An 18,941-nucleotide genomic window follows, 5' to 3' on the forward strand; every position below is an offset into this window, starting at 1 on the left:
GGATGCCGAGACGGAGTAGCGGATTCGGGGGGGTGGATGGTGGCTGATGCGGGCGACACGCGGATCGCGGAGGGCGCACCGGATGCGGCGGGGGCGGCGGTGGCTTTCGGTCCGGGCCTGGCCCCGGCAGCTCTGCTGACAGAGGTCTTCGCACCGTGGGTCGTACTCACGATCGGCTCTGTCCACCTGGGCCGGCAGGTGGGGTCGACCCGGTGGGGCGTGGCGGCGGCGGCCGGGTTGGGTGTGGTGCCGCAGGCGGCGATCACGTGGCGGGTCCGGCGCAAGGCGCTGTCGGATCACCACGTCACCCGTCGGGAGGACCGGCCGCTGGTGATCGCCGGGATCGCGGTATCGGTCGCGACCCTGTTGGCGGCCCAGCAGCGCCGCGGAGCGCCGGACGAGCTGCGCCGCATGACGCGGGCCGCGCTCGTGGCGTTGGGCGTCGCCGGGTCCGCGACCCTCAAGGTGAAGGTGTCGTTCCACACGGCGGTGCTGAGCGGGGTGATCGCGGTGCTCGCCCGCGAGCTCTCGCCCCGCTACTGGCGACTGCTGGTGCTGGTGCCGCCGGTGGCGTGGGCGCGCGTGCGGATCAGTCACCACACGCCGATCGAGACGGCCGCGGGCGCGGCGATCGGCCTGGCCTGCGGCCACCTCGCCGGCGGCCGGGCCGGGTCACCCGCGTCCGCCGCGGCCGCGCACCAGCCCTGAGATACGCCGCCGCCCCGCGGTGACCCGGTCGGGGTCCCGCGGGGCGGCGTAGTCGATGGTCGGGACCGGCCCGTCAGATGCGGTCGACCAGCAGCTTGGCGAACGCGGCCGGGTCGGACAGCGTGCCGCCCTCGGCGAGGACGGCGGCACCGGCGATGAGCCGCGCGGTGTCCTTGAGCTCGGGCGCCGAGGGATCCTCGGCGTGCCGGGCGCGCAGGCGCTCGACCAGCGGGTGCGTGGGGTTGAGCTCGAGGATCCGCTTGCTGACGGGCAGTTCCATACCCGAGGCGCGGTACATGGCCTCCAGCTGCGGGGTCATGTCGAACTCGTCACCGACCATGCACGCCGCCGACTCGGTGAGGCGATGCGACAGGCGCACCTGCTTGACCTCGTCGGACAGCTCCTCGCCCAGCCAGGTGAGCAGGTCGGCGTACTCGGCGGCGTCGGGCTCGTCCTTGCCCTCCTCGGCCTCCGCGCCGATGCCGGACAGGTCCACGTCGCCCTTGGCCACAGACCGCAGCCGCTTGCCGTCGACCTCGCCGACCGCGTCCACCCACACCTCGTCCACCGGGTCGGTGAGGATGAGGACCTCGACGCCACGGGCACGGAACGCCTCCAGGTGCGGGGAGTTCTCCACCGCCGCGCGGGACGTGCCGGTGAGGTAGTAGATCTCCTCCTGCCCGTCCGCCATACGGGAGATGTACTCGGCGATGGTGGTGCCAACCTCGTCGTCGTCCCCGGTCTTCTCGTCCTCGCCCTCCGGCGCCTTCTCCGACGCGGTGGCGGGCCGGGTGGACGCGAAGGTGCTCACGGCGAGCAGCTGCTCGCGGGCGTCGACATCGGAGATCAGGCCCTCCTTGAGGACCGCGCCGAAGTTGGCCCAGAAGCTGCGGAACTCCTCCGGCCGGTCGTTGCGGAGCTGCTCGATGGTCTGCAGCACCCGCTTGACCAGACGCTTGCGGATCGCCCGGATCTGACGGTCCTGCTGCAGGATCTCGCGCGAGACGTTGAGCGACAGGTCCTGGGCGTCGACGATGCCCTTGACGAAGCGGAGGAACGGCGGGACCAGCTCCTCGCAGTCGTCCATGATGAAGACCCGGCGGACGTAGAGCTGCACGCCCCGCTTGGTGTCCGGGGAGAACAGGTCGAACGGCACCTGCGTGGGCAGGAACAGCAGCGCCTGGTACTCGAACGTGCCCTCGGCCTTGAGGGTGATGGTCTCCAGCGGCTCGTCCCACGCGTGCGAGATGTGGCGGTAGAACTCGGCGTACTCCTCGTCGGTGACCTCCGACTTCGGCCGGGTCCACAGCGCCTTCTGCGAGTTCAGGGTGACGGTCTCGGTGATCGTGCCGCCGGCCGGGGCGTCGCCGGACTCCCCGTCGGCCGCGCCCTCCTCCGGCTCCGGCGCCGGGCGCTCGACGTCCATCCGGATGGGCCAGGCGATGAAGTCCGAGTAGGTGCGCACCACGCGGCGCAGCGTGTGTTCCTCGGTGTAGTCCGGCAGGGCCGCGTCCCCGCCGGCGGGCTTGAGCTGCAGGATGACCGACGTGCCCTGCGGGGCGTCCGGGGCCTCCTCGATCGTGTAGGTGTCCTCACCGCTCGACGTCCAGCGCGTACCAACGCTCTCCCCGGCCTTACGGGTGATGAGCGTGACCGTGTCGGCCACCATGAACGTGGAGTAGAAGCCGATGCCGAACTGGCCGATGAGGTCCGCGGTGGCCTGCTCCGATACCTCGCCCGACTCCTGCGCGGCGCGGGCGGCGGCGAGCGCCTCCCGCATCTGCCCGGTGCCCGACTTGGCGAGCGTGCCGATCAGGTCCACCACCTCGTCGCGGGACATGCCGATGCCGTTGTCCCGGATGGTCAGCGTGCGGGCCGCCGCGTCCGGGACCAACTCGATGTGCAGGTCCGAGGTGTCGACCCCGAGCGAGGAGTCCTGCAGCGCGGCCAGGCGTAGCTTGTCCAGCGCGTCCGAGGAGTTGGAGATGACCTCGCGAAGGAAGGTGTCCGGATTCGAGTAGATCGAGTGGATCATCAGATCCAGCAGCTGCCGGGTCTCGGCCTGGAACTCCCGGGTCTCGGCGGCACCGGAGGTCTGCGGGCTCATGTCGGGTGTCGGTCCTTTCTCTGTCACGTCGCACGGGGGCGAGAAGCGGGCGCGCTCATCGCAGGCACTCTGTTCTCGCCGTCAGGACCAACCTAGTGTGGAGCTCTGACATTCCCCGAGATGAGGTGCCGCCCGTGACCCCGTCGCCACTGCCCCGCGAGGACCTCGACGTCCTCGACCGGTCGACGAAGGTGTTCGCCCGCGCACTCGCCTCGCCGCTCGACGGCGACTGCGAGTCCTGCCCCGGCTGGTCCCGGCGCGACCTCGCCAACCACGTCCTGGGCGGCGGGCTGCGGTACGCCGCCTACTTCCCGCGGCTACCGGAGTCGGAGATCGGCTGGACCCGGACCGCCGACCACGCCGGCGACAAGCCGGTCCCCGCGCTGTACCGGACCTCGGCCGGCCTGCGTAAGGAACTCGCCCGGTCTCGCGACGCTGACGCCCCCGTCCCGCACCGGTTGGCCGAGATCCCCGTCCGCGATCTCCTCGCGCTTCGCGTGTTCGAACTGCTCGTCCACGCCCACGACCTCGACCCCGCCTCCTGGGGGTCGGAGGACACCGGGGAGCTCGCCGCGTGGACCCTCGCCCACGCACGGGACGTGGTCGAGCTGATGCGGTCCTTCGACGTGCTCGCCGACGCGTTTCCGGTCCCGATCGGGGCCGATGCGCGCACCCGGCTCCTCGCGCTGTCCGGCCGCCGGACCAACGGCGACTCGATTTAACGTGCCGTCGACCACGCCGGAGGTCTAGCGTTATCGCTACCGGGCGGCACCGGCAGGCGGGCGCCCACGACGAGAGACCGCGGTAGATGTCCATGTCCTGCGCCCCGTACATCTCCTTCCCCGGCAACGCCTCCGAGGCGTTCCCGTACTACCACGAGCTCTTCGGCGGGGAGCTCAGCCTGATGACCTACGACCAGTTCCCGTCCACGGACGACTTCCCGTTCGACCCGCCGCACGGCTCGGTCGCCCACGCCACCCTCGAGGCGCCGGGGATCACCCTCACCGGCGGCGACGCCATGGGCGAGTCCCTGCCGCAGCTGAGAAATGACGTCTACTCCTTCCTCCTCGGCTTCGACACCGAGGACGAGGCCCGTGCCTTCCTCGACAAGGTCACCGGCAGCGGGGGTCAGATGGCGATGCCCTTCGAGATCGCGCCGTGGGGTGACCGGTACGGGCAGGTCCACGACCGGTTCGGCATCCGCTGGGACGTCGTGGTCCCCGGCACCGGCGAGTAACCCGGAGGAAGACACCCGTATCCATCGCCCGTGCTTGTTACGGTGCTCGTATGGAGATCTCTGGAGCAAGTGCCATCGTCACGGGCGGTGCGTCGGGAATCGGCGCCGCCGTCGTCCGTCAACTCGCCACCAAGGGCGCCAAGGTGGTCGTCGCCGACCTCAACGCGGAGAAGGGTGAGGCCCTGGCGAACGAGGTCGGCGGCACGTTCGTCGCCGTGGACGTGACCAAGACCGAGGACAACGAGAAGGCCGTCGCCGCCGCGCTCGAGCTGGGCCCGCTGCGCTACCTCGTCAACTCCGCCGGCATCGGGTGGGCACAGCGCACGATCGGTCGCGACGGCGAGTACTCGTCGGCCTTCGATCTCAACGCGTTTCGCAAGGTCATCGACATCAACCTCATCGGCTCGTTCGACATGCTGCGCCTGGCCGCCACCAAGATGAGCACCCAGGAGGCCGACGAGGACGGGCAGCGGGGCGCGATCGTCAACATGGCGTCCGTCGCGGCGTTCGACGGCCAGATAGGCCAGGCCGCGTACTCCGCGTCCAAGGGCGGCATCGTCGGCATGACCCTCCCGGTCGCCCGCGACCTGTCGGCCGCCGGCATCCGCCTCAACACCGTGGCGCCGGGCCTCATCGACACCCCGATCTACGGCGAGGGTCCGGAGTCGGAGGCGTTCAAGGCCAAGCTCGGCGAGAGCGTCCTTCACCCCAAGCGTCTCGGCTCCGGGGACGAGCTGGCGTCCATGGTCATGGAGCTGCTCACCAACCCGTACATGAACGCGGAGACCATCCGCGTCGACGGTGGCATCCGGATGCCACCGAAGTGATCTGACCCGGTCAGCACACGACGAGAGGGGCCCCGCCGGATCGGATCCGGCGGGGCCCCTCTTCGCAGTCCCGGGCCCGTAGGCGGAACGGGAAGTGTCGCGGCGGTCAGGCCCTGGCGCGGCGCTTCTTCATCCGACCCTCGAGGTACACGGCGAGCTTGGTCAGCGAGTAGTTGATGACGATGAACAGGATGCCCGCCACGATGTACGCGGGGACCGTGTTGGCGTACGCCGAGCCGAGCGTCTTGGACCAGTTGAGCAGCTCGAGGTAGGTGATGCCGTAACCCAGCGCGGAGTCCTTGAGGACGACGACGAGTTGGCCGACAAGGGCCGGGAGCATCGCTGTGAGGGCCTGGGGGAGCTGGATCGACCGCAGCACCTGCCCGGAGGTGAGGCCCACCGACAGTCCCGCCTCGGACTGCCCCTTGGGCAGACCGTGGACGCCCGAACGGACGAGCTCGGCGATGACAGCCCCGTTGTAGAGCGTGAGAGCGGTGACGACGGCGGCGAGCGGCGCGTGCTGGTTGGGCACGAGGTCGGACGTGGCGAAGTACCCGAAGTAGGCGAACACCATCATCAGAAGCACCGGCACGGCGCGGAAGAACTCGACGATCACACTGCAGAACCACCGCAGAGGGGCGAACGGCGAGAGTCGGCCCATGCCGAACAGCAGCCCGAACACCACCGCGAGCACGATCGAGATCCCGGCCGCGGTGAACGTGCCCTTGAGCCCGGGGATGAGGTACGACGTCCACACCTCGGGGTCGGTGACGAAGGGCTCCCACATGAAGGCCTTGAGCTGACCGGCCTTCTGGAATTGCAGGAAGACGATGTACGCGATGCCCAGCGCGAGGATCGCGCCCACCACCGTGAGGACACGGTGACGCAGCCTGGCCTTGGGACCGGGCGCGTCGAACAGGACGGCCTGGGTGCTCATCGCTTCACCGCCAGCTTCCGGGAGAGGGAGGTGGTCCACAGCCCGATCGGGAGGGTGAGGATCACGAAGACCATCGCGAAGAAGAAGAACGTCGGCAGGCTCGCGCCCTCGTTCTCCGTGATCACCTGCAGCAGCCCCGCCGAGTCACCGACGCCGATCACGGCCGCGACGGTGGAGTTCTTGATGAGCGCGATGATGACCGAGCCGAGCGGGGCGATCGCGCCGCGGAACGCCTGCGGGAGGATCACCTCGCGCAGGGACTGTCCGAACCCCAGGCCGATCGAGCGGGCCGCCTCCGCCTGCCCCACCGGCACCGTGTTGACGCCCGAGCGCAGGGCCTCACAGATGTAGGCCGCGTGGTAGACGGCCAGCATGATCGCCGCCCACCAGAACGCGTTGCGCGCGAAGTCGTCGGAGACCGACAGTTGCAGGATGAAGGACAGGCCCAGGATGCTGAAGACCATCAGCAGCGTCAGCGGCAGGTTCCGGAACGTGTTGACGTACGAGGTCCCCAGGCCGCGCAGCACCGCCACCGGGGACACGCGCAGGACGGCCACGAGCGTTCCCAGGATCAGGGCGCCGATGCTGCCCAGGATCGAGAGCTGGATGGTCACCCAGACCGCTCCGAGGACGTCATAGTCGGCGAAGATGTCGCCCATGGTCCACCTTCCGTGATGGGGTGCCGGACCTCCGCGCCCCGGTGGGCGGCGGCGCGGAGGTGGCGGGGCCGGCCGGGTCGGTCGTCGACCCGGCCGGCAGGGATCGATTCAGATCAAGCGCAGGCGTCCGGCTCGGGCGGGTTGCCCTCGCCCGGGGTGAAGCCGGCGGCGCCGAGGTTCTCCTCGACCGCGGTGTCCCAGCTACCGTCCGAGATCATCTCGCGGATGGCCTCGTTGATCTGCTCGCACTTCTCCGTGTCGCCCTTGGCGATGCCCACGCCGTAGCGCTCCTCGGTGAACGGCGCGCCGACCACCTTGAGCTGGCCCTGGTACTGGTCCTGGGAAGCGTAGCCCGCGAGGATCGTGTCGTCCGTGGTCAGGGCGTCGACCGCGTTGGACACCAGCGCGGAGACGCACTCGGAGTAGGTGCCGAACTCCTGAAGGTTGACGCCCGGCACTTGCTCCTTGACGGTCTGCGCCGAGGTCGAGCCGGTGACCGAGCACAGGCGCTTGCCGTCGAGGGAGTCCGGCCCGGTGATCGAGTCGTCGTCGGCGCGGACCAGCAGGTCCTGGCCGGCGATGAAGTACGGTCCGGCGAATCCGACCTTCTCCTTGCGGGAGTCGGTGATGGAGTACGTGGCCACGATCATGTCGACCTGGCCGGTCTCCAGCAGCGTCTCGCGCTGGGCGCTCGGCGCCTGGATCCACTCGATGTCGTCCTCGGCGGTGCCGAGCTTCTCGGCGATGTAGCGGGCGACGTCGACGTCGAAGCCGGTGTACTCGTTGCCCTCCTTGAGGCCGAGGCCCGGCTGGTCGAACTTGATGCCGACCTTGAGCTGGTTCCCGCCGTCGCCGCCGTCATCGCTGCCGCACGCGCTCAGCCCGAGCGCCAGGGAGACGGCCGCCGCGGCCGCTCCGATCCGTCGGATGTTCATGAGTACTCCTTGTGGGGTGGGGTGGATGGGTCCTGAACGGGTCCGCGGACGGGCCCTTCTAGTTGGAGAGGATCTTGGACAGGAAGTCCTTGGCCCGGGCGCTCTGCGGATTGGTGAAGAACTCCTCGGGTGTGGCCTGCTCGACCAGCTCGCCGTCCGCCATGAAGATCACGCGGTCGGCGGCCTTGCGCGCGAAGCCCATCTCGTGGGTCACCACGACCATCGTCATGCCGGTCTTGGCCAGGCCGGTCATCACGTCGAGGACCTCGTTGATCATCTCGGGGTCGAGGGCGGAGGTCGGCTCGTCGAAGAGCATGACCTTGGGGTCCATGGCCAGCGACCGGGCGATCGCCACGCGCTGCTGCTGGCCACCCGACAGCTGCGCCGGGTACTTGGCCGCCTGGTGCTCGACCCCGACGCGGGTGAGCAGCTCCATGGCCCGTTTCTCCGCCTCCGCCTTGCTCTGCTTACGGACCTTGATCGGCCCCAGGGTGACGTTCTCCAAGATCGTCTTGTGGGCGAAAAGATTGAAGGACTGGAAGACCATCCCCACGTCGGCGCGCAGCTTGGCGAGCGCCTTACCCTCCTCGGGCAGCGGCTTGCCGTCGATCGTGATGGAGCCGGACTCGAAGGTCTCGAGCCGGTTGATGGTGCGGCACAGCGTCGACTTACCGGAGCCGGACGGCCCGATCACCACGACGACCTCCCCCTGCTCGATGGACAGGTTGATGTCCTTGAGCGCGTGGAAGTCACCGAAGTGCTTATTGACGCCTGAGATCTCGACGAGAGCCATGTGAGGAACTATAGGGCTCCGAAAGGCCTCACCGCCCCAAGACCGCGGACGTGTCCGCTACGCGCACCGCGAACCGGTCGACATGGCGTGCAGCGGTGCGTACCGTCGTTACATGGCGATATCAGCTGTCAGGGAATACGCCCATCTCACCGCCGATGACGTAGAAGCCATCGGCGAGGAACTCGAGGCGATCCGCCAGGACGTCGTGGACTCCCTCGGCGACCGCGACCGCCGATACGTGCAGAACACGATCAGACTGCAGCGCGGCCTCGTGGCCGGCGGCCGAGTCGTCCTGCTCTTCTCCGGGTACCGGCCCGCGTGGGCGCTCGGCACCGGGTTGCTCGCCGCCGGGAAGATCATCGAGAACATGGAGCTCGGGCACAACGTGATGCACGGGCAGTGGGACTGGATGAACGACCCGGTCATCCACTCCAGCTCCTGGGAGTGGGACATCGTCGGCACGTCCGAGCACTGGAAGGCCACGCACAACTACCACCACCACAAGTACACCAACATCGTCGGCATGGACGACGACGTCGGGTACGGCGTGGTGCGGGTGACGCGCGACCAGCCGTGGCACCCGCCCAACTCGCTCAACCTGGTCTGGAACACGATGCTCGCGTTCGCGTTCCAGTGGGGCGTGGGCGTCCAGCACCTCGAGATTGCACCGGGGACCATCAACTCCTCGGGGTGGGACGAGCAGAAGAAGCGGATCGGGCAGTTCCTGCGGAAGGCCCGCCGCCAGGTGGGCAAGGACTACGTGTGGTTCCCGCTGCTGTCGGGCCCCAACTGGAAGACCACCATGACCGCGAACATGACCGCCAACGTCATCCGCAACCTGTGGTCGAACGCCGTGATCTTCTGCGGTCACTTCCCGGACGGGGCCGACAAGTTCACCCTGGAGGACCTGGAGAACGAGACCCAGGCGCAGTGGTACCTGCGCCAGATGCTGGGCTCGGCCAACTTCACCGGCAGCAAGCTCATGCACTTCATGTCCGGCAACCTGTCGTTCCAGATCGAGCACCACCTGTTCCCCACGATCCCGTCCAACCGGTACGCCGAGGTCGCCGAGAAGGTGCAGGACGTCTGCCGCCGCTGGGATCTGCCGTACACCACCGGCCCGCTGTACAAGCAGTACTGGCAGTCGTGGCGCACCATCGCCAAGCTGTCGCTGCCGAACCGGTTCCTCAAGGCCACGGCCGACGACGCGCCGGAGACGCGGTCGGAGAAGATGTTCGCCGGCGAGCCGAGGACGTACGAGACCCGCGACGGTCGGCGTGCGGGCCTGGTCACCGCACTCAAACACCACACGAACCCGCGGCAGCTGCAGCGCATCACCCGGACGGTCTGACGTGGCGGGAGACGACGTGGCATCCGGAGACGACAACCGCACCCCGAGCGTCGACGAGACGCACCGTCGACCCGAGGGCGCGACCGACGCCGAGGTCGAGGCGGCCGGCAGCGTGAGCGAGGCACTGGAGTACATCGAGCGGGCCCGCGGTCGGCTGTACGACCTGCACCAGCTCATCGGGCGAGCGGACATCCTCCTCCAGGAGGCCGCCGACAAGCTCGACGAGATCGGTCGCACGGAACTCGCCGAACGGATCCGATCCGAGGTCGTGGGGGTCAACGTCCTCCACGGCCGGTGGACGTTCCAGATGGTGGAGGAGTTCGACGACGGCTTCTGGTCCACCGCGCGCGAGGTCGACCGCGCGGTGCGCGAGGAGCTCACCGGCGGCCGCCGACACGTCCACGAGGCGGAGATGAAAGAGGCCAACAGGACGAAGGGCCGCCCCGGACACGAGGCGACCCCTGGGGATCCAAATTAGGATCCGCACGATCGCTCGCGCGGATCACGGGGTCAGCCGGTGCGGTGGCGGCCGGCGATCCGATGCCTTTCGGCCTCGGTGAGGCCGCCCCATACGCCGTACAACTCCTTGGTCTCAAGGGCGAACGTCCGGCAGGTGTCGAAGACCGGGCAGGTGGCACACACCGCTTTTGCCTGGTCCTCCTTCTTCCGCCGCGCGCCCTTCGACTCCTCCTCGAGGCTGTAGAACAGGTCCTCGTGGCCGATGCACGCCGCACCGTCGCGCCACGACCAGAAAGCCGCCATGGGTTCGAGGTTCTTGTATCTGGGCATGTGGCCTCCGTTCCCGCCGTTCCGACGTGCCCGTGTCAGGCCCTGAAAGCTCGGTCGGCAGCGCTCTGCACCCATCCTGTCAGTGATCCGCCTCGCCGTGCGCGGAGTGAACTCACATACCGAGAGGTATATGTTCGTGTCAACGGGTTGCGCAGCGCTTTTGCAGCAGAATCCACTACAGGTGAGAAGTTGTCCACGCCTCACATTCCGGCCGTGCGGGCGGCAGCGGTCACCGTCGAGACGCGGTCCTCGTCGTCGTCGACCGGATGACCTCCGCGGCGCGCGACGCCGCGCCGTCCACCCCCCACCACTTCCGGATACCCCCGGCTTCGCCGTCCAGAGCGCGGTCCACCTGCTCGCGCACCGCGTGCGCGACCGCCGTGGGCCCGTCTCCGTACCTCATCACCGACGTGCCGGGGAGCCCGGCCAGCGCCTCGGCGGTGGCGTCGTACTCGCCGTGATCATGCTTTCCCGGGACCACCACGAGCGGGACGTCCGCGCAGGCGGCGTCGGCGACGGACGTCTGGCCCGCCCCGGTGACCACCACATCCGCAGAGCACAGCTCGGACCACGGGTCGTCGTGCCACGCCCCGTCCGGCCCACCCAGCTCCGTCCATTCCGCCACGCCCAGCTCGCCGGCGGTCGTGCGGACCGCGCGCCAGAACCGGTGGTCCCAGACTTCGGTGGATCCGTTGAGGTGGACCACGCGGGGGCGACGGCGCCGATCGCGCGGCTCGGGCTCGCGACGCTCGAAGCGGGAGATCCCGCCGATCTCGTACACCGCACGTCCCGCCTGCGCGACGGCCTCGCGGTGCGCGCCGGGTGGCCACGCCGCGATGAGTTTCTCGGCGGCGCGGCAGCGGAGCCGGTGCGGCTCGTCGTCCCGCAGTCCGGGCGGCAGGGTGCTCACCATCGGGACGCCGGCCATGCGCGCGGCCAGCGACATCCCCGGTGACGAGTCGACCCAGAACGCCCGCGGCCTAGCGAGGTCGATCCACGCCACCGCGCTCCGGCGGGCGGCGACCGCGAGGCCCTCGGCCGCGACCCCGTCGACGGGCAGGTGCACCACCTCGACCCCGGGCGGGCCGAGGGCGTGGTCAAACGGCCCGGTCACGAGCATCGTGACCTCCTCGCCCCGTTCCCTCAGCGCCGCGACGACCGGCAGCACCCGGTGCAGATGCCCGCGCCCACGCTTGTGAACGTAGACGCCGATCACCGTCGAAACGTCCTCAGGCGTCTCCGCGAAGTGCCTCGAGGAGCGCGTCGCAGAAGGCGGGTAGATCGTCGGGCCGGCGGCTGGTCGTGATCCCGCCGTCACTGACGAGTTCTTCATCGACCCACTCCGCGCCCGCGTTGACCAGATCCGTCCGCAGGCTCGGGTAGGACGTGATCCGGCGGCCGCGGACCACGTCGGCCTCGACGAGCACCCACGGGGCGTGGCAGATGGCGAACACGGGCTTGCCCGCGTCGACCATCTCGCGCACCAGGTTCACGGCGTGGGAGTCCTGCCGCAGCGCGTCCGGGTTGGCGACGCCGCCGGGCAGGACCAGCACGTCGATGTCGGCGGCCGAGGTGTCGGCGCTGATCCGGTCGACGGCGTGCGTGCCGGCCGGGTCGAGGTGATCGACCAGCCCGACCTCGCCGCCCTCGGTGCTCACCAGCACCGGCGTGTGATTCGCCCCGGAGACGGCACCCCACGGCTCGGTGAGTTCGACGCGCTCGATGCCCTCGGAGGCCACGAGGAAAGCGACGGTTCGGCTATCGGTTCGTGCATCCTGTGTCTCGGTCATGTCCTCGATCGTGAGGGCGGACACCTCCCCTCGCAACCGGTCCCCGAGACGGTGGACCACGTGGCGCGGGTCCGGCACCATACCCCCATGGGACGACGAGATCGGATGGCCGCCAACGGACGTCGCGGCGGCGGGCGACGCGGACGCGGGTGCGGGTGCTCGCTGCTCGTACTGCTCCTGCTCCTCGTGGGGCTGGTGGTGGCCGCGGAGTTCGGGGCCCGCTGGTACCTGTCCGACCGGGCCGAGAGCGAGGCGTCCGCCCGGCTCGATGCGCCGGTGTCGGTGGGGTTCGGCAGCACTCCCGTGTTGTGGGATCTGGCCACGACCCAGGCCGTAGGGACGGTCCGGCTGACCTCTCCGGGCAACGCGACCGTCCCGCGCATCGACGTGACCGGCCACTCCGTCCGGCTGGTCGACGGCGGGATCCGCGCCGACACCGCCGACGGCATCGCGGTGCTCAGCGGCGAGCAGCTCGCGGCCGCCGCCTCGCAGGGCAACCCGGCGGAGGGCTCACCCGTGGCGGGTCTGACCGAGGTCCGCTCGGTGCGGCCTGACCCCGCCGCCGGGCTGCTGCGCGCGGACATCGGCGGGATCGCGGAGGTCGGCGTCGTCCCCGGCGTGACCGACGGTCAGCTGACCCTCACGCCACAGCAGACCTCGCTCCTCGGGTTCGACCTGCCGAACGGCCTGTTCTCGGGCATCACGGGCACCGTCGACTCGACCGTCGCCTCGCTGCCCGACGGCGTGGTGATCGAGGGCGCCCGCGTGGTGCCGGAGGGCCTCGAGGTCGCGCTCGGCGGGCAGGATGTCGTCCTGCAGTAGCAGCGGGGCGCCGCGCCGGCGGGCGCCGCGCTAGCGGGTGTCCGCGCCCCCCGCGGTGCCCGCCGTGTCCGTCGAGCCCGCCATGTTCGCCGCGTCCGCCCTGTCCGCCGTGTCGGCCGGCGCGCACAGCCGGGTCGGTTCGTTCCGCCCCCGCACGACCTGCGATCCCACCTCGTCCCAGCGGCCGCGCTCGACCTCCGCGGCGGCATCGGTAGCCACGCCCGAGGCCAGGACGCGCCCCGGCCGGTCCTTGGCCAGTTCGCACAGGCGCGCGGCCTCGTTCACCGCGTCGCCGATCACCGTGTACTCGAAGCGGTCGTCCGAGCCGACGTACCCGGCCACCACGTCACCGAACGACGCCCCGATGCCGGCGCGGCAGTCGGGCACCCGCTCCTGCAGCCGCCGCCCCAGCACGCGCGCACACGCCAGGGTCGCGGTGGCCGGGTCCGCCATCGACCGCGGTGCCCCGAACACCACGAGCGCGGCGTCCCCCAGGAAGCTGACCACGATGCCGTCGTACTCCTCCACGGTCTCCACCACCACGGAGAAGAACTGGTTGAGCACGTCCACCACCTCGGAGGCCTCGGACCGCACCGCCATCTCGGTGGAGCCGATGAGGTCCACGAACACGATTCCGACGCGCGAGTCCTGCCCGCCCAGTTCGGGCTCGTGGAGCTCCGCGGCCTCGGCGACGTCGCGCCCCACGTGCCGCCCGAACAGGTCCCGCAGTCGCTCGCGCTCCTGGAGCCCGGCGGCCATCTGGTTGAAGCCGCGTTGCAGCTCGCCGAGCTCGGTGCCGTCGTAGACCACCACCCGCCGGGACAGGGTGCCGGCCGTGATGTCCTCCATCGCCCACCGCACGCTGCGCAGCGGGCCGATCATCGAGGCCGTCGCCAGCGAGATGAGGAGGAACCCGGCCAGCAGTGAGGTGGCACCGAGGACGATGACGACGACGGCGAGGCGTTCCAGTGACAGGGCGCGGCCCGCGAGGGTGTAGATCGCCACGATGATCAGGCCTGTCACGGGGACCCCGCTGCCCAGGGCCCATGCCACCCGGAGCCGCGTCATGGCGCCGAGGAACCGGGCCCGCGGCGCCCGGCCGGTGGACAGCGCGACCGCCGCGACGGGACGCAGTCCGAAGTCGGCCAGCAGGTACGCGACACCGCACACGACCAGGCCGGCGAACACGATCGTGAATCCCACGACCGGGATCGACGACGGGTCCACCACGCCGTACGCGGGGGTCACTACGGCCGCCCCGAGCAGCCACAGGAACGCCTGGATGAGGGTGATGCGCCCCGGCAGCCGGAGGGTACGGATGCGCTGCCGATCAGTGGGTTCGTGTCCTTCCAGGAACCAGCGGACCCGGCGGTAGGCGGCGCGGGTCACCCACACGGTCCCCGTGATGACCGCCAGCGACACGTAGACGGGCACGACGATCACGGTGGGGACGAGGAACTCCCGCGAGAGCAGCGCCGGGCCGGGCAGCACGAAGAAGATCAGCGTCACGGCGACGGCGACGCCCACGAGGTTGGAGCCCAGTAGCGACAGGATCAACAGGATCCGAACGCGCCAGGCGCGGATCCGGGCGGATTCCCGCTCCCGTCCGAGCAGCACCGACCCGAGCTCCGGGCGGCGCAGTAGGGACAGGTCGAGTCGCACGATCACCTATGGTGCCACCCCGCACCGACACTCGTGATGTCCTCGTCACACCTGTCTCGGCGAATGGGGTGCGCGGTCCGTCGGCGAGTAGGATGGTCCGAGGACGGCCCGCACCACTCTTGCCTCGGGCCGCGGCCTGTCGACCATCCCGTGGTCGCGCACCGGACGTACCGCCCGAGCGGCGATGCGGTTTTCCGTGAGCGCGCCGGGCAAGACGCCATCCTCTATGTTCGGAGCACCTCCTCTTGTCACGTTCTTTCGCCGACCTCGGCGTTCCCTCCCCCCTGCTCGACGTCCTGAACGACGCGGGCATCAGCACGCCCACGCCCATCCAGTCGGCGACGCTGCCCGACGCCCTGTCCGGCCGTGACGTGCTCGGCCGCGGCCGCACCGGCTCCGGCAAGACCTACGCGTTCTGCCTCCCGCTCGTCGCGCGCCTGGCCGCCTCCGGCGGTCGCCGCACCCGCAACGCGCCGCGCGGCCTCATCCTCGCCCCGACCCGCGAGCTCGCCCGTCAGATCGACGAGACCCTCGCGCCGCTCGCCAACGCCCTCGGCATGAAGACCACCGTGATCTTCGGAGGCGTGTCCCAGGGCCGCCAGGTGGACGCGCTGAACCGCGGCGTCGACATCGTCGTGGCCTGCCCCGGTCGCCTCGAGGACCTCATGGGTCAGAAGCACTGCCGCATGGACGCCATCGAGATCAGCGTCCTCGACGAGGCCGACCACATGGCCGACCTGGGTTTCCTGCCCGGCGTCACCCGCATCCTGTCGGCGACCCCGGTGGACGCGCAGCGGCTGCTGTTCTCCGCGACCCTCGACTCGGGCGTGCAGAAGCTGGTGACCAGGTTCCTCACCGACCCGGTGGACCACTCGGTGGACGACGGCTCGGCCACACCCGGCCCGACCGCGCACCACGTGTTCCACGTCGACGCCGACGACCGCGTCCGCGCCCTCGCCGACCTCGCCGGCGCGCACCCGCGGACCGTCATGTTCACCCGCACCAAGCACGGCGCCAAGCGCCTGGCCAAGCAGCTCACCGGCCGCGGCGTGGCGAGCGTGGACCTGCACGGCAACCTGTCGCAGAACGCCCGTGTGCGGAACCTCGACGCGTTCTCCTCCGGCGAGGCGACCGTGCTCGTGGCGACCGACATCGCCGCCCGCGGCATCCACGTCGACGACGTCGGGCTGGTCGTCCACGCCGATCCGCCGGCCGAGCACAAGGCCTACGTCCACCGCTCGGGCCGCACCGCCCGCGCCGGCGCCATCGGCACGGTCGTCACCGTGGCCACCCAGGACCAGGTCCGTGAGGTCCGCTCGCTGCTGCGCGCGGCCGGCGTGACCGCGGGCGAGATCGACCTGCCCGTGGGCGCGGACGCGGCCGCCGCGTTGGCCGACGCCCCCGAGCCTCCGGCCCACGTGCCGTCCGACGATGGCGTCGAGGGTCAGTCGGTCCGCGGTCAGTCCCGTCGCGGTCGTGGGCGGGATCGCCAGAGTCAGAACCGGCAGCGCGCGGGCCAGCAGGCTGAGGGCGAGCAGGGCCAGGGTCGCGGCGGGCAGTCCCGCGGCGACGGCCGGCGCAGCGCCGACCAGGACCGCCAGGTCCGGGTGGGTCGCGATCGCGACGGCTCGGAGCGCGGTGGCCGCGACCAGCAGGGCTCCGGCGGTGGCGGCGCTCGTCGTCGTCGCCCCCAGAACAGCGGTACCCCGGGGGCCGCGCGCCAGGGCTCCGCTCGTCAGGGCTCTGCGCGACAGGGTTCGGGCGCTCAGCGTTCCGGCGGTCAGGGCTCCGGCGCGCAGCGGTCAGGTGCTCAGCGGTCAGGTGCGCAGGGCTCCGGCGCGCGCAGCACGGGTGCCCGCCAGTCGATCGGGCAGGCCGCCGGCAGCCCGCGTGGCGACCAGCGGCGACGGGCCACCCGCTCCGCCGGCTGAGCAGCTGAAGCGCCGGGCTGGCCGGCTGAGCGGCTGAGCCTGCCCGGCCGGTCGGGCGGCGGCTCAGCGGCCGCTCACCGGCGCTCCGGCTGAGTCCGCCCGGCCGGGCGTACGCGCCGCCTATCCGAATGCGCGCCGCCTACGGGATCCGCTAGGTGGCGCGCAGTCGATTAGGTGGCGTTTAGGTCGCGTCGCCGTGTGAGGCTTGTGCGCTGCGCCGACTCGTGTTTTCGCGCCGGGCGGACGGCTCAGCCGAAGATGGTGATCGTCTGGCGGCTGATCGCGAGCAGCTCGCCGTCGGGCCGCCACACCATCGCGTGGGTGTGCGCGTAGCCGTCCCTGGCGGCATCGGTGGTCGCGGCATAGGCGAGGTTCGCATCGGCGGGGACGACGTCCGGTCCCACCTCGGCGATGAGCTCGATGGTCCACGTGAGGCTGCTGCCGGGCGCGAACCCGTCGAGCATCTGGATGGGCGCCGGCGGCCACGCGTCCGTCAGGAGGACCAGGTGCTCCTCCTCGAACCGCTCCGGCGCCTCACGCAGTGAGGTCCACCCGGACAGGTCCGCCGACTCGGCGCCGCTGAACGGCATCTGCCCGCCCACCTGGCGCAGCTCGACGAACCGGTAGAACTCCGGCGTGAGGCCCTCGATGTAGGGGAACGGCTCGATCGCCGCCGGGTCGCCCAGCTCGGGCATCGGGTGCGCGGGCGGCACGGAGATCGACGACTCCCGGTGCCTGCCGAACGCCGCCAGCGCCGTGGCGACGATCGCGTCGGACTGTCGCACCGTCGCCTGACACTGGATGACGTTCGAGCCCACGCGCAGGATCTCCGCCTCGACCTCGACGGGGCCGGTGGCGGCGGGGCCGACGAACGACACGGTGAGCGACCGCAGCGGCGGGACCACCACGGGGCTACCGGCGCTGCCCGCGAGATCGCGGAGCTTCCCCTTCATGGCGGCCAGCAGCAGGGCCCCGGTGAGCCCACCATAGATGGCCCTTCCCTGCGTCCAGCCCTCTTCGACCTCGACCGTCCCACCGTGCGCGGCGGACTCCAGCATGCTCGTCAGCGACATGCGGCATAGTCTGCCACCGCCCCTCAGCGTGCCTCCGGGGAGCGGTCCTTCCGGCGGCGGCGGGCCCGGCCCCGGGCGTTCCGGACCCCGGCCAGCGCGGTGGCCAGCCCGGACATCCGCGGGCCGTGGCCGAACATCTTCTCGCTGCGGGTCTCGGCGGCGTCGTCGGCGGTGCGGCGCAGGTAGCGGTCGGGCAGGGACAGCCGGGCGATGGTCCGCCACGACTGGAGGTACTGCTTCCACAGCGGGCCGGAGACGTACGGCAGGTCGTAGCGGGCGCACAGGTCGCGGACCTCGAGCGAGATCTCCGAGTACCGGTTGGACGGCAGGTCGGGGAACATGTGGTGCTCGATCTGGAACGACAGGTTGCCCGACATGAGGTTCATGGCCGGTCCGCCGTCGAGGTTGGCGCTGCCCAGCATCTGTCGCAGGTACCACTCGGCCTGCGTCTCGGTCTCTACGTCTGTCATGGTGAACTTCTCCGCGCCGTCCGGGAAGTGTCCGCAGAAGATCACGGCGTTGGTCCACACGTTGCGGATGATGTTGGCCGTGACGGTGGCGGTGAGCGCCTGGGGGCCGCTCGGCCCGGCGAGCACCGGGAACAGGACGTAGTCCTTGAGGATCTGCTGGCCGGCCTTGCGCAGGAACGCGCGCGCCTTGCGACGGTCCTCGGGGGCGGCGTCCCGGTCGAACGCGGCGCCGAGGGTGACGGCCTGCAGGCCGATCCCCCACTCGAAGCCCGCCATCAGGGCGGCGTTGACGGCCATGTTGGCGAGGAACTTGGGCTCCCACGGCACGTCGCGGGTCACGCGCAGGACGCCGAACCCCACGTCGTCGTCCATCCCGACGATGTTGGTGAACTTGTGGTGCAGGTGGTTGTGGGTGTGCTTCCAGTCGGCGGAGCTGCCGACGAGGTCCCATTCCCAGTTGGTCGAGTGGATCTCCGGATCGTTCATCCAGTCCCACTGGCCGTGCATGACGTTGTGGCCGATCTCCATGTTCTCGAGGATCTTGGCCACCGCCAGGGTCCCGGTCCCGAGCGCCCACACGGTGCGGTTCCGGGCCCCGAGGTACAGGAGCGCGCGGGCACCGAGTTCCAGACCGCGCTGCAGCTTGATGACGGAGTGGATGTACCGGTAGTCACGCTCCCCGCGCGACTCGATGACCCGGGCGCGGATGGCGTCGAGCTCCCGCCCGAGCTCCTCGATCTGTTCGGGGCTCAGGTGGGCGTATTCGCCGACGTCGGAGATCGCCATACACCTACACTAGGCGCGCTTCGTCGCCCGCGGCTACGGCTCGGAGCCGGGTCGGCCCCGTATC

19 protein-coding genes are annotated in these 18,941 nt (G+C 70.6%); 8 read left to right on the forward strand and 11 right to left on the reverse strand.

Translation table 11 applies throughout. From position 1 onward, the window contains the following. Positions 1-36: 36 nt before the first annotated feature. Positions 37-708, forward strand: a complete 672-nt coding sequence (locus tag VYL96_RS15170) for a hypothetical protein (protein ID WP_061229273.1) — start codon at positions 37-39, stop codon at positions 706-708. Positions 709-781: 73 nt separating this feature from the next. Here VYL96_RS15170 and htpG read toward each other — a convergent pair whose 3' ends face one another. Then, complete coding sequence (htpG, locus tag VYL96_RS15175; RefSeq protein ID WP_131885144.1) at positions 782-2,815, reverse strand: molecular chaperone HtpG; 2,034 nt, start codon at positions 2,813-2,815, stop codon at positions 782-784. A 134-nt stretch (positions 2,816-2,949) separates the two neighbouring features. Between htpG and VYL96_RS15180 the strand changes: the two genes are divergently transcribed. The 3 genes from VYL96_RS15180 to VYL96_RS15190 all read left to right on the forward strand — a co-directional run bounded on the left by VYL96_RS15180 (position 2,950) and on the right by VYL96_RS15190 (position 4,879). After that, positions 2,950-3,537 carry a maleylpyruvate isomerase N-terminal domain-containing protein gene (locus VYL96_RS15180; RefSeq protein ID WP_061229275.1) on the forward strand — a complete coding sequence of 196 codons (588 nt, stop codon included), beginning with the start codon at positions 2,950-2,952 and terminating at the stop codon, positions 3,535-3,537. 86 nt (positions 3,538-3,623) lie between these two features. Then, the gene (locus VYL96_RS15185; RefSeq protein WP_061229276.1) at positions 3,624-4,052 is read left to right on the forward strand and encodes a VOC family protein; all 429 of its coding nucleotides are present in this window, start codon (positions 3,624-3,626) and stop codon (positions 4,050-4,052) included. A 50-nt stretch (positions 4,053-4,102) separates the two neighbouring features. Further along, complete coding sequence (locus VYL96_RS15190; protein ID WP_007631533.1) at positions 4,103-4,879, forward strand: SDR family NAD(P)-dependent oxidoreductase; 777 nt, start codon at positions 4,103-4,105, stop codon at positions 4,877-4,879. A 106-nt stretch (positions 4,880-4,985) separates the two neighbouring features. Here VYL96_RS15190 and VYL96_RS15195 read toward each other — a convergent pair whose 3' ends face one another. The 4 genes from VYL96_RS15195 to VYL96_RS15210 all read right to left on the reverse strand — a co-directional run bounded on the left by VYL96_RS15195 (position 4,986) and on the right by VYL96_RS15210 (position 8,203). Next, positions 4,986-5,816, reverse strand: a complete 831-nt coding sequence (locus VYL96_RS15195) for an amino acid ABC transporter permease (RefSeq protein WP_061916344.1) — start codon at positions 5,814-5,816, stop codon at positions 4,986-4,988. Further along, complete coding sequence (locus VYL96_RS15200) at positions 5,813-6,475, reverse strand: amino acid ABC transporter permease (RefSeq protein ID WP_007631535.1); 663 nt, start codon at positions 6,473-6,475, stop codon at positions 5,813-5,815. The genes VYL96_RS15195 and VYL96_RS15200 overlap by 4 nt, the downstream gene beginning before the upstream one ends. 113 nt (positions 6,476-6,588) lie before the next feature. After that, on the reverse strand, positions 6,589-7,410 hold the full coding sequence (locus tag VYL96_RS15205; protein ID WP_061229278.1) for a glutamate ABC transporter substrate-binding protein: 822 nt from the start codon (positions 7,408-7,410) through the stop codon (positions 6,589-6,591). 58 nt (positions 7,411-7,468) lie between these two features. After that, entirely contained in the window at positions 7,469-8,203 is a 735-nt protein-coding gene (locus tag VYL96_RS15210; protein WP_061229279.1) for an amino acid ABC transporter ATP-binding protein, read from the reverse strand. A gap of 112 nt (positions 8,204-8,315) precedes the next feature. Here VYL96_RS15210 and VYL96_RS15215 point away from each other — a divergent pair, with 112 nt between their 5' ends. Together VYL96_RS15215 and VYL96_RS15220 are read left to right on the forward strand one after the other, a co-directional pair. After that, positions 8,316-9,554, forward strand: coding sequence for a fatty acid desaturase family protein (locus tag VYL96_RS15215; RefSeq protein WP_061229280.1), 1,239 nt, complete (start codon positions 8,316-8,318; stop codon positions 9,552-9,554). Between the two features lie 16 nt (positions 9,555-9,570). Further along, positions 9,571-10,032, forward strand: coding sequence for a hypothetical protein (locus VYL96_RS15220; RefSeq protein ID WP_061229285.1), 462 nt, complete (start codon positions 9,571-9,573; stop codon positions 10,030-10,032). A 32-nt stretch (positions 10,033-10,064) separates the two neighbouring features. Here VYL96_RS15220 and VYL96_RS15225 read toward each other — a convergent pair whose 3' ends face one another. The 3 genes from VYL96_RS15225 to VYL96_RS15235 form a co-directional block, all read right to left on the reverse strand. Then, entirely contained in the window at positions 10,065-10,343 is a 279-nt protein-coding gene (locus tag VYL96_RS15225) for a WhiB family transcriptional regulator (protein ID WP_061229281.1), read from the reverse strand. A gap of 229 nt (positions 10,344-10,572) precedes the next feature. Next, positions 10,573-11,559, reverse strand: coding sequence for a glycosyltransferase (locus VYL96_RS15230; protein WP_131885145.1), 987 nt, complete (start codon positions 11,557-11,559; stop codon positions 10,573-10,575). A 13-nt stretch (positions 11,560-11,572) separates the two neighbouring features. Next, positions 11,573-12,133, reverse strand: a complete 561-nt coding sequence (locus tag VYL96_RS15235; protein WP_131885146.1) for a type 1 glutamine amidotransferase domain-containing protein — start codon at positions 12,131-12,133, stop codon at positions 11,573-11,575. An 87-nt stretch (positions 12,134-12,220) separates the two neighbouring features. Between VYL96_RS15235 and VYL96_RS15240 the strand changes: the two genes are divergently transcribed. Beyond that, positions 12,221-12,955 carry an LmeA family phospholipid-binding protein gene (locus VYL96_RS15240; protein ID WP_223210220.1) on the forward strand — a complete coding sequence of 245 codons (735 nt, stop codon included), beginning with the start codon at positions 12,221-12,223 and terminating at the stop codon, positions 12,953-12,955. 30 nt (positions 12,956-12,985) lie between these two features. Here VYL96_RS15240 and VYL96_RS15245 read toward each other — a convergent pair whose 3' ends face one another. After that, a complete protein-coding gene (locus tag VYL96_RS15245; RefSeq protein WP_407935064.1) occupies positions 12,986-14,623 on the reverse strand; it encodes an adenylate/guanylate cyclase domain-containing protein in 1,638 nt (545 codons plus the stop codon). A gap of 239 nt (positions 14,624-14,862) precedes the next feature. On the opposite strand from VYL96_RS15245, the gene VYL96_RS15250 reads away from it, so the two are divergent. Further along, complete coding sequence (locus VYL96_RS15250) at positions 14,863-16,548, forward strand: DEAD/DEAH box helicase (protein ID WP_131885148.1); 1,686 nt, start codon at positions 14,863-14,865, stop codon at positions 16,546-16,548. Between the two features lie 248 nt (positions 16,549-16,796). Here the strand turns inward: VYL96_RS15250 and VYL96_RS15255 are convergent, their stop codons facing one another. Together VYL96_RS15255 and VYL96_RS15260 are read right to left on the reverse strand one after the other, a co-directional pair. After that, positions 16,797-17,621, reverse strand: a complete 825-nt coding sequence (locus tag VYL96_RS15255; RefSeq protein WP_063972522.1) for a thioesterase family protein — start codon at positions 17,619-17,621, stop codon at positions 16,797-16,799. A gap of 23 nt (positions 17,622-17,644) precedes the next feature. Beyond that, positions 17,645-18,877 (reverse strand): fatty acid desaturase family protein, encoded by a 1,233-nt coding sequence (locus VYL96_RS15260; protein ID WP_131885149.1) that lies wholly within the window; start codon positions 18,875-18,877, stop codon positions 17,645-17,647. Between the last annotated feature and the right edge of the window lie 64 nt (positions 18,878-18,941).

Origin of the sequence: Dietzia maris (genome assembly GCF_036287335.1) — a bacterium.
GTDB lineage: Bacteria > Actinomycetota > Actinomycetes > Mycobacteriales > Mycobacteriaceae > Dietzia > Dietzia cinnamea.

Coding starts and splice junctions, on each gene's coding strand:
- htpG (WP_131885144.1), bottom strand. CDS start 2,815: ATGAGCCCGCAGACCTCCGGTGCCGCCGAGACCCGGGAGTTCCAGGCC.
- VYL96_RS15235 (WP_131885146.1), bottom strand. CDS start 12,133: ATGACCGAGACACAGGATGCACGAACCGATAGCCGAACCGTCGCTTTC.
- VYL96_RS15260 (WP_131885149.1), bottom strand. CDS start 18,877: ATGGCGATCTCCGACGTCGGCGAATACGCCCACCTGAGCCCCGAACAG.
- VYL96_RS15210 (WP_061229279.1), bottom strand. CDS start 8,203: ATGGCTCTCGTCGAGATCTCAGGCGTCAATAAGCACTTCGGTGACTTC.
- VYL96_RS15195 (WP_061916344.1), bottom strand. CDS start 5,816: ATGAGCACCCAGGCCGTCCTGTTCGACGCGCCCGGTCCCAAGGCCAGG.
- VYL96_RS15170 (WP_061229273.1), top strand. CDS start 37: ATGGTGGCTGATGCGGGCGACACGCGGATCGCGGAGGGCGCACCGGAT.
- VYL96_RS15205 (WP_061229278.1), bottom strand. CDS start 7,410: ATGAACATCCGACGGATCGGAGCGGCCGCGGCGGCCGTCTCCCTGGCG.
- VYL96_RS15225 (WP_061229281.1), bottom strand. CDS start 10,343: ATGCCCAGATACAAGAACCTCGAACCCATGGCGGCTTTCTGGTCGTGG.
- VYL96_RS15190 (WP_007631533.1), top strand. CDS start 4,103: ATGGAGATCTCTGGAGCAAGTGCCATCGTCACGGGCGGTGCGTCGGGA.
- VYL96_RS15200 (WP_007631535.1), bottom strand. CDS start 6,475: ATGGGCGACATCTTCGCCGACTATGACGTCCTCGGAGCGGTCTGGGTG.
- VYL96_RS15185 (WP_061229276.1), top strand. CDS start 3,624: ATGTCCATGTCCTGCGCCCCGTACATCTCCTTCCCCGGCAACGCCTCC.
- VYL96_RS15255 (WP_063972522.1), bottom strand. CDS start 17,621: ATGTCGCTGACGAGCATGCTGGAGTCCGCCGCGCACGGTGGGACGGTC.
- VYL96_RS15240 (WP_223210220.1), top strand. CDS start 12,221: ATGGGACGACGAGATCGGATGGCCGCCAACGGACGTCGCGGCGGCGGG.
- VYL96_RS15215 (WP_061229280.1), top strand. CDS start 8,316: ATGGCGATATCAGCTGTCAGGGAATACGCCCATCTCACCGCCGATGAC.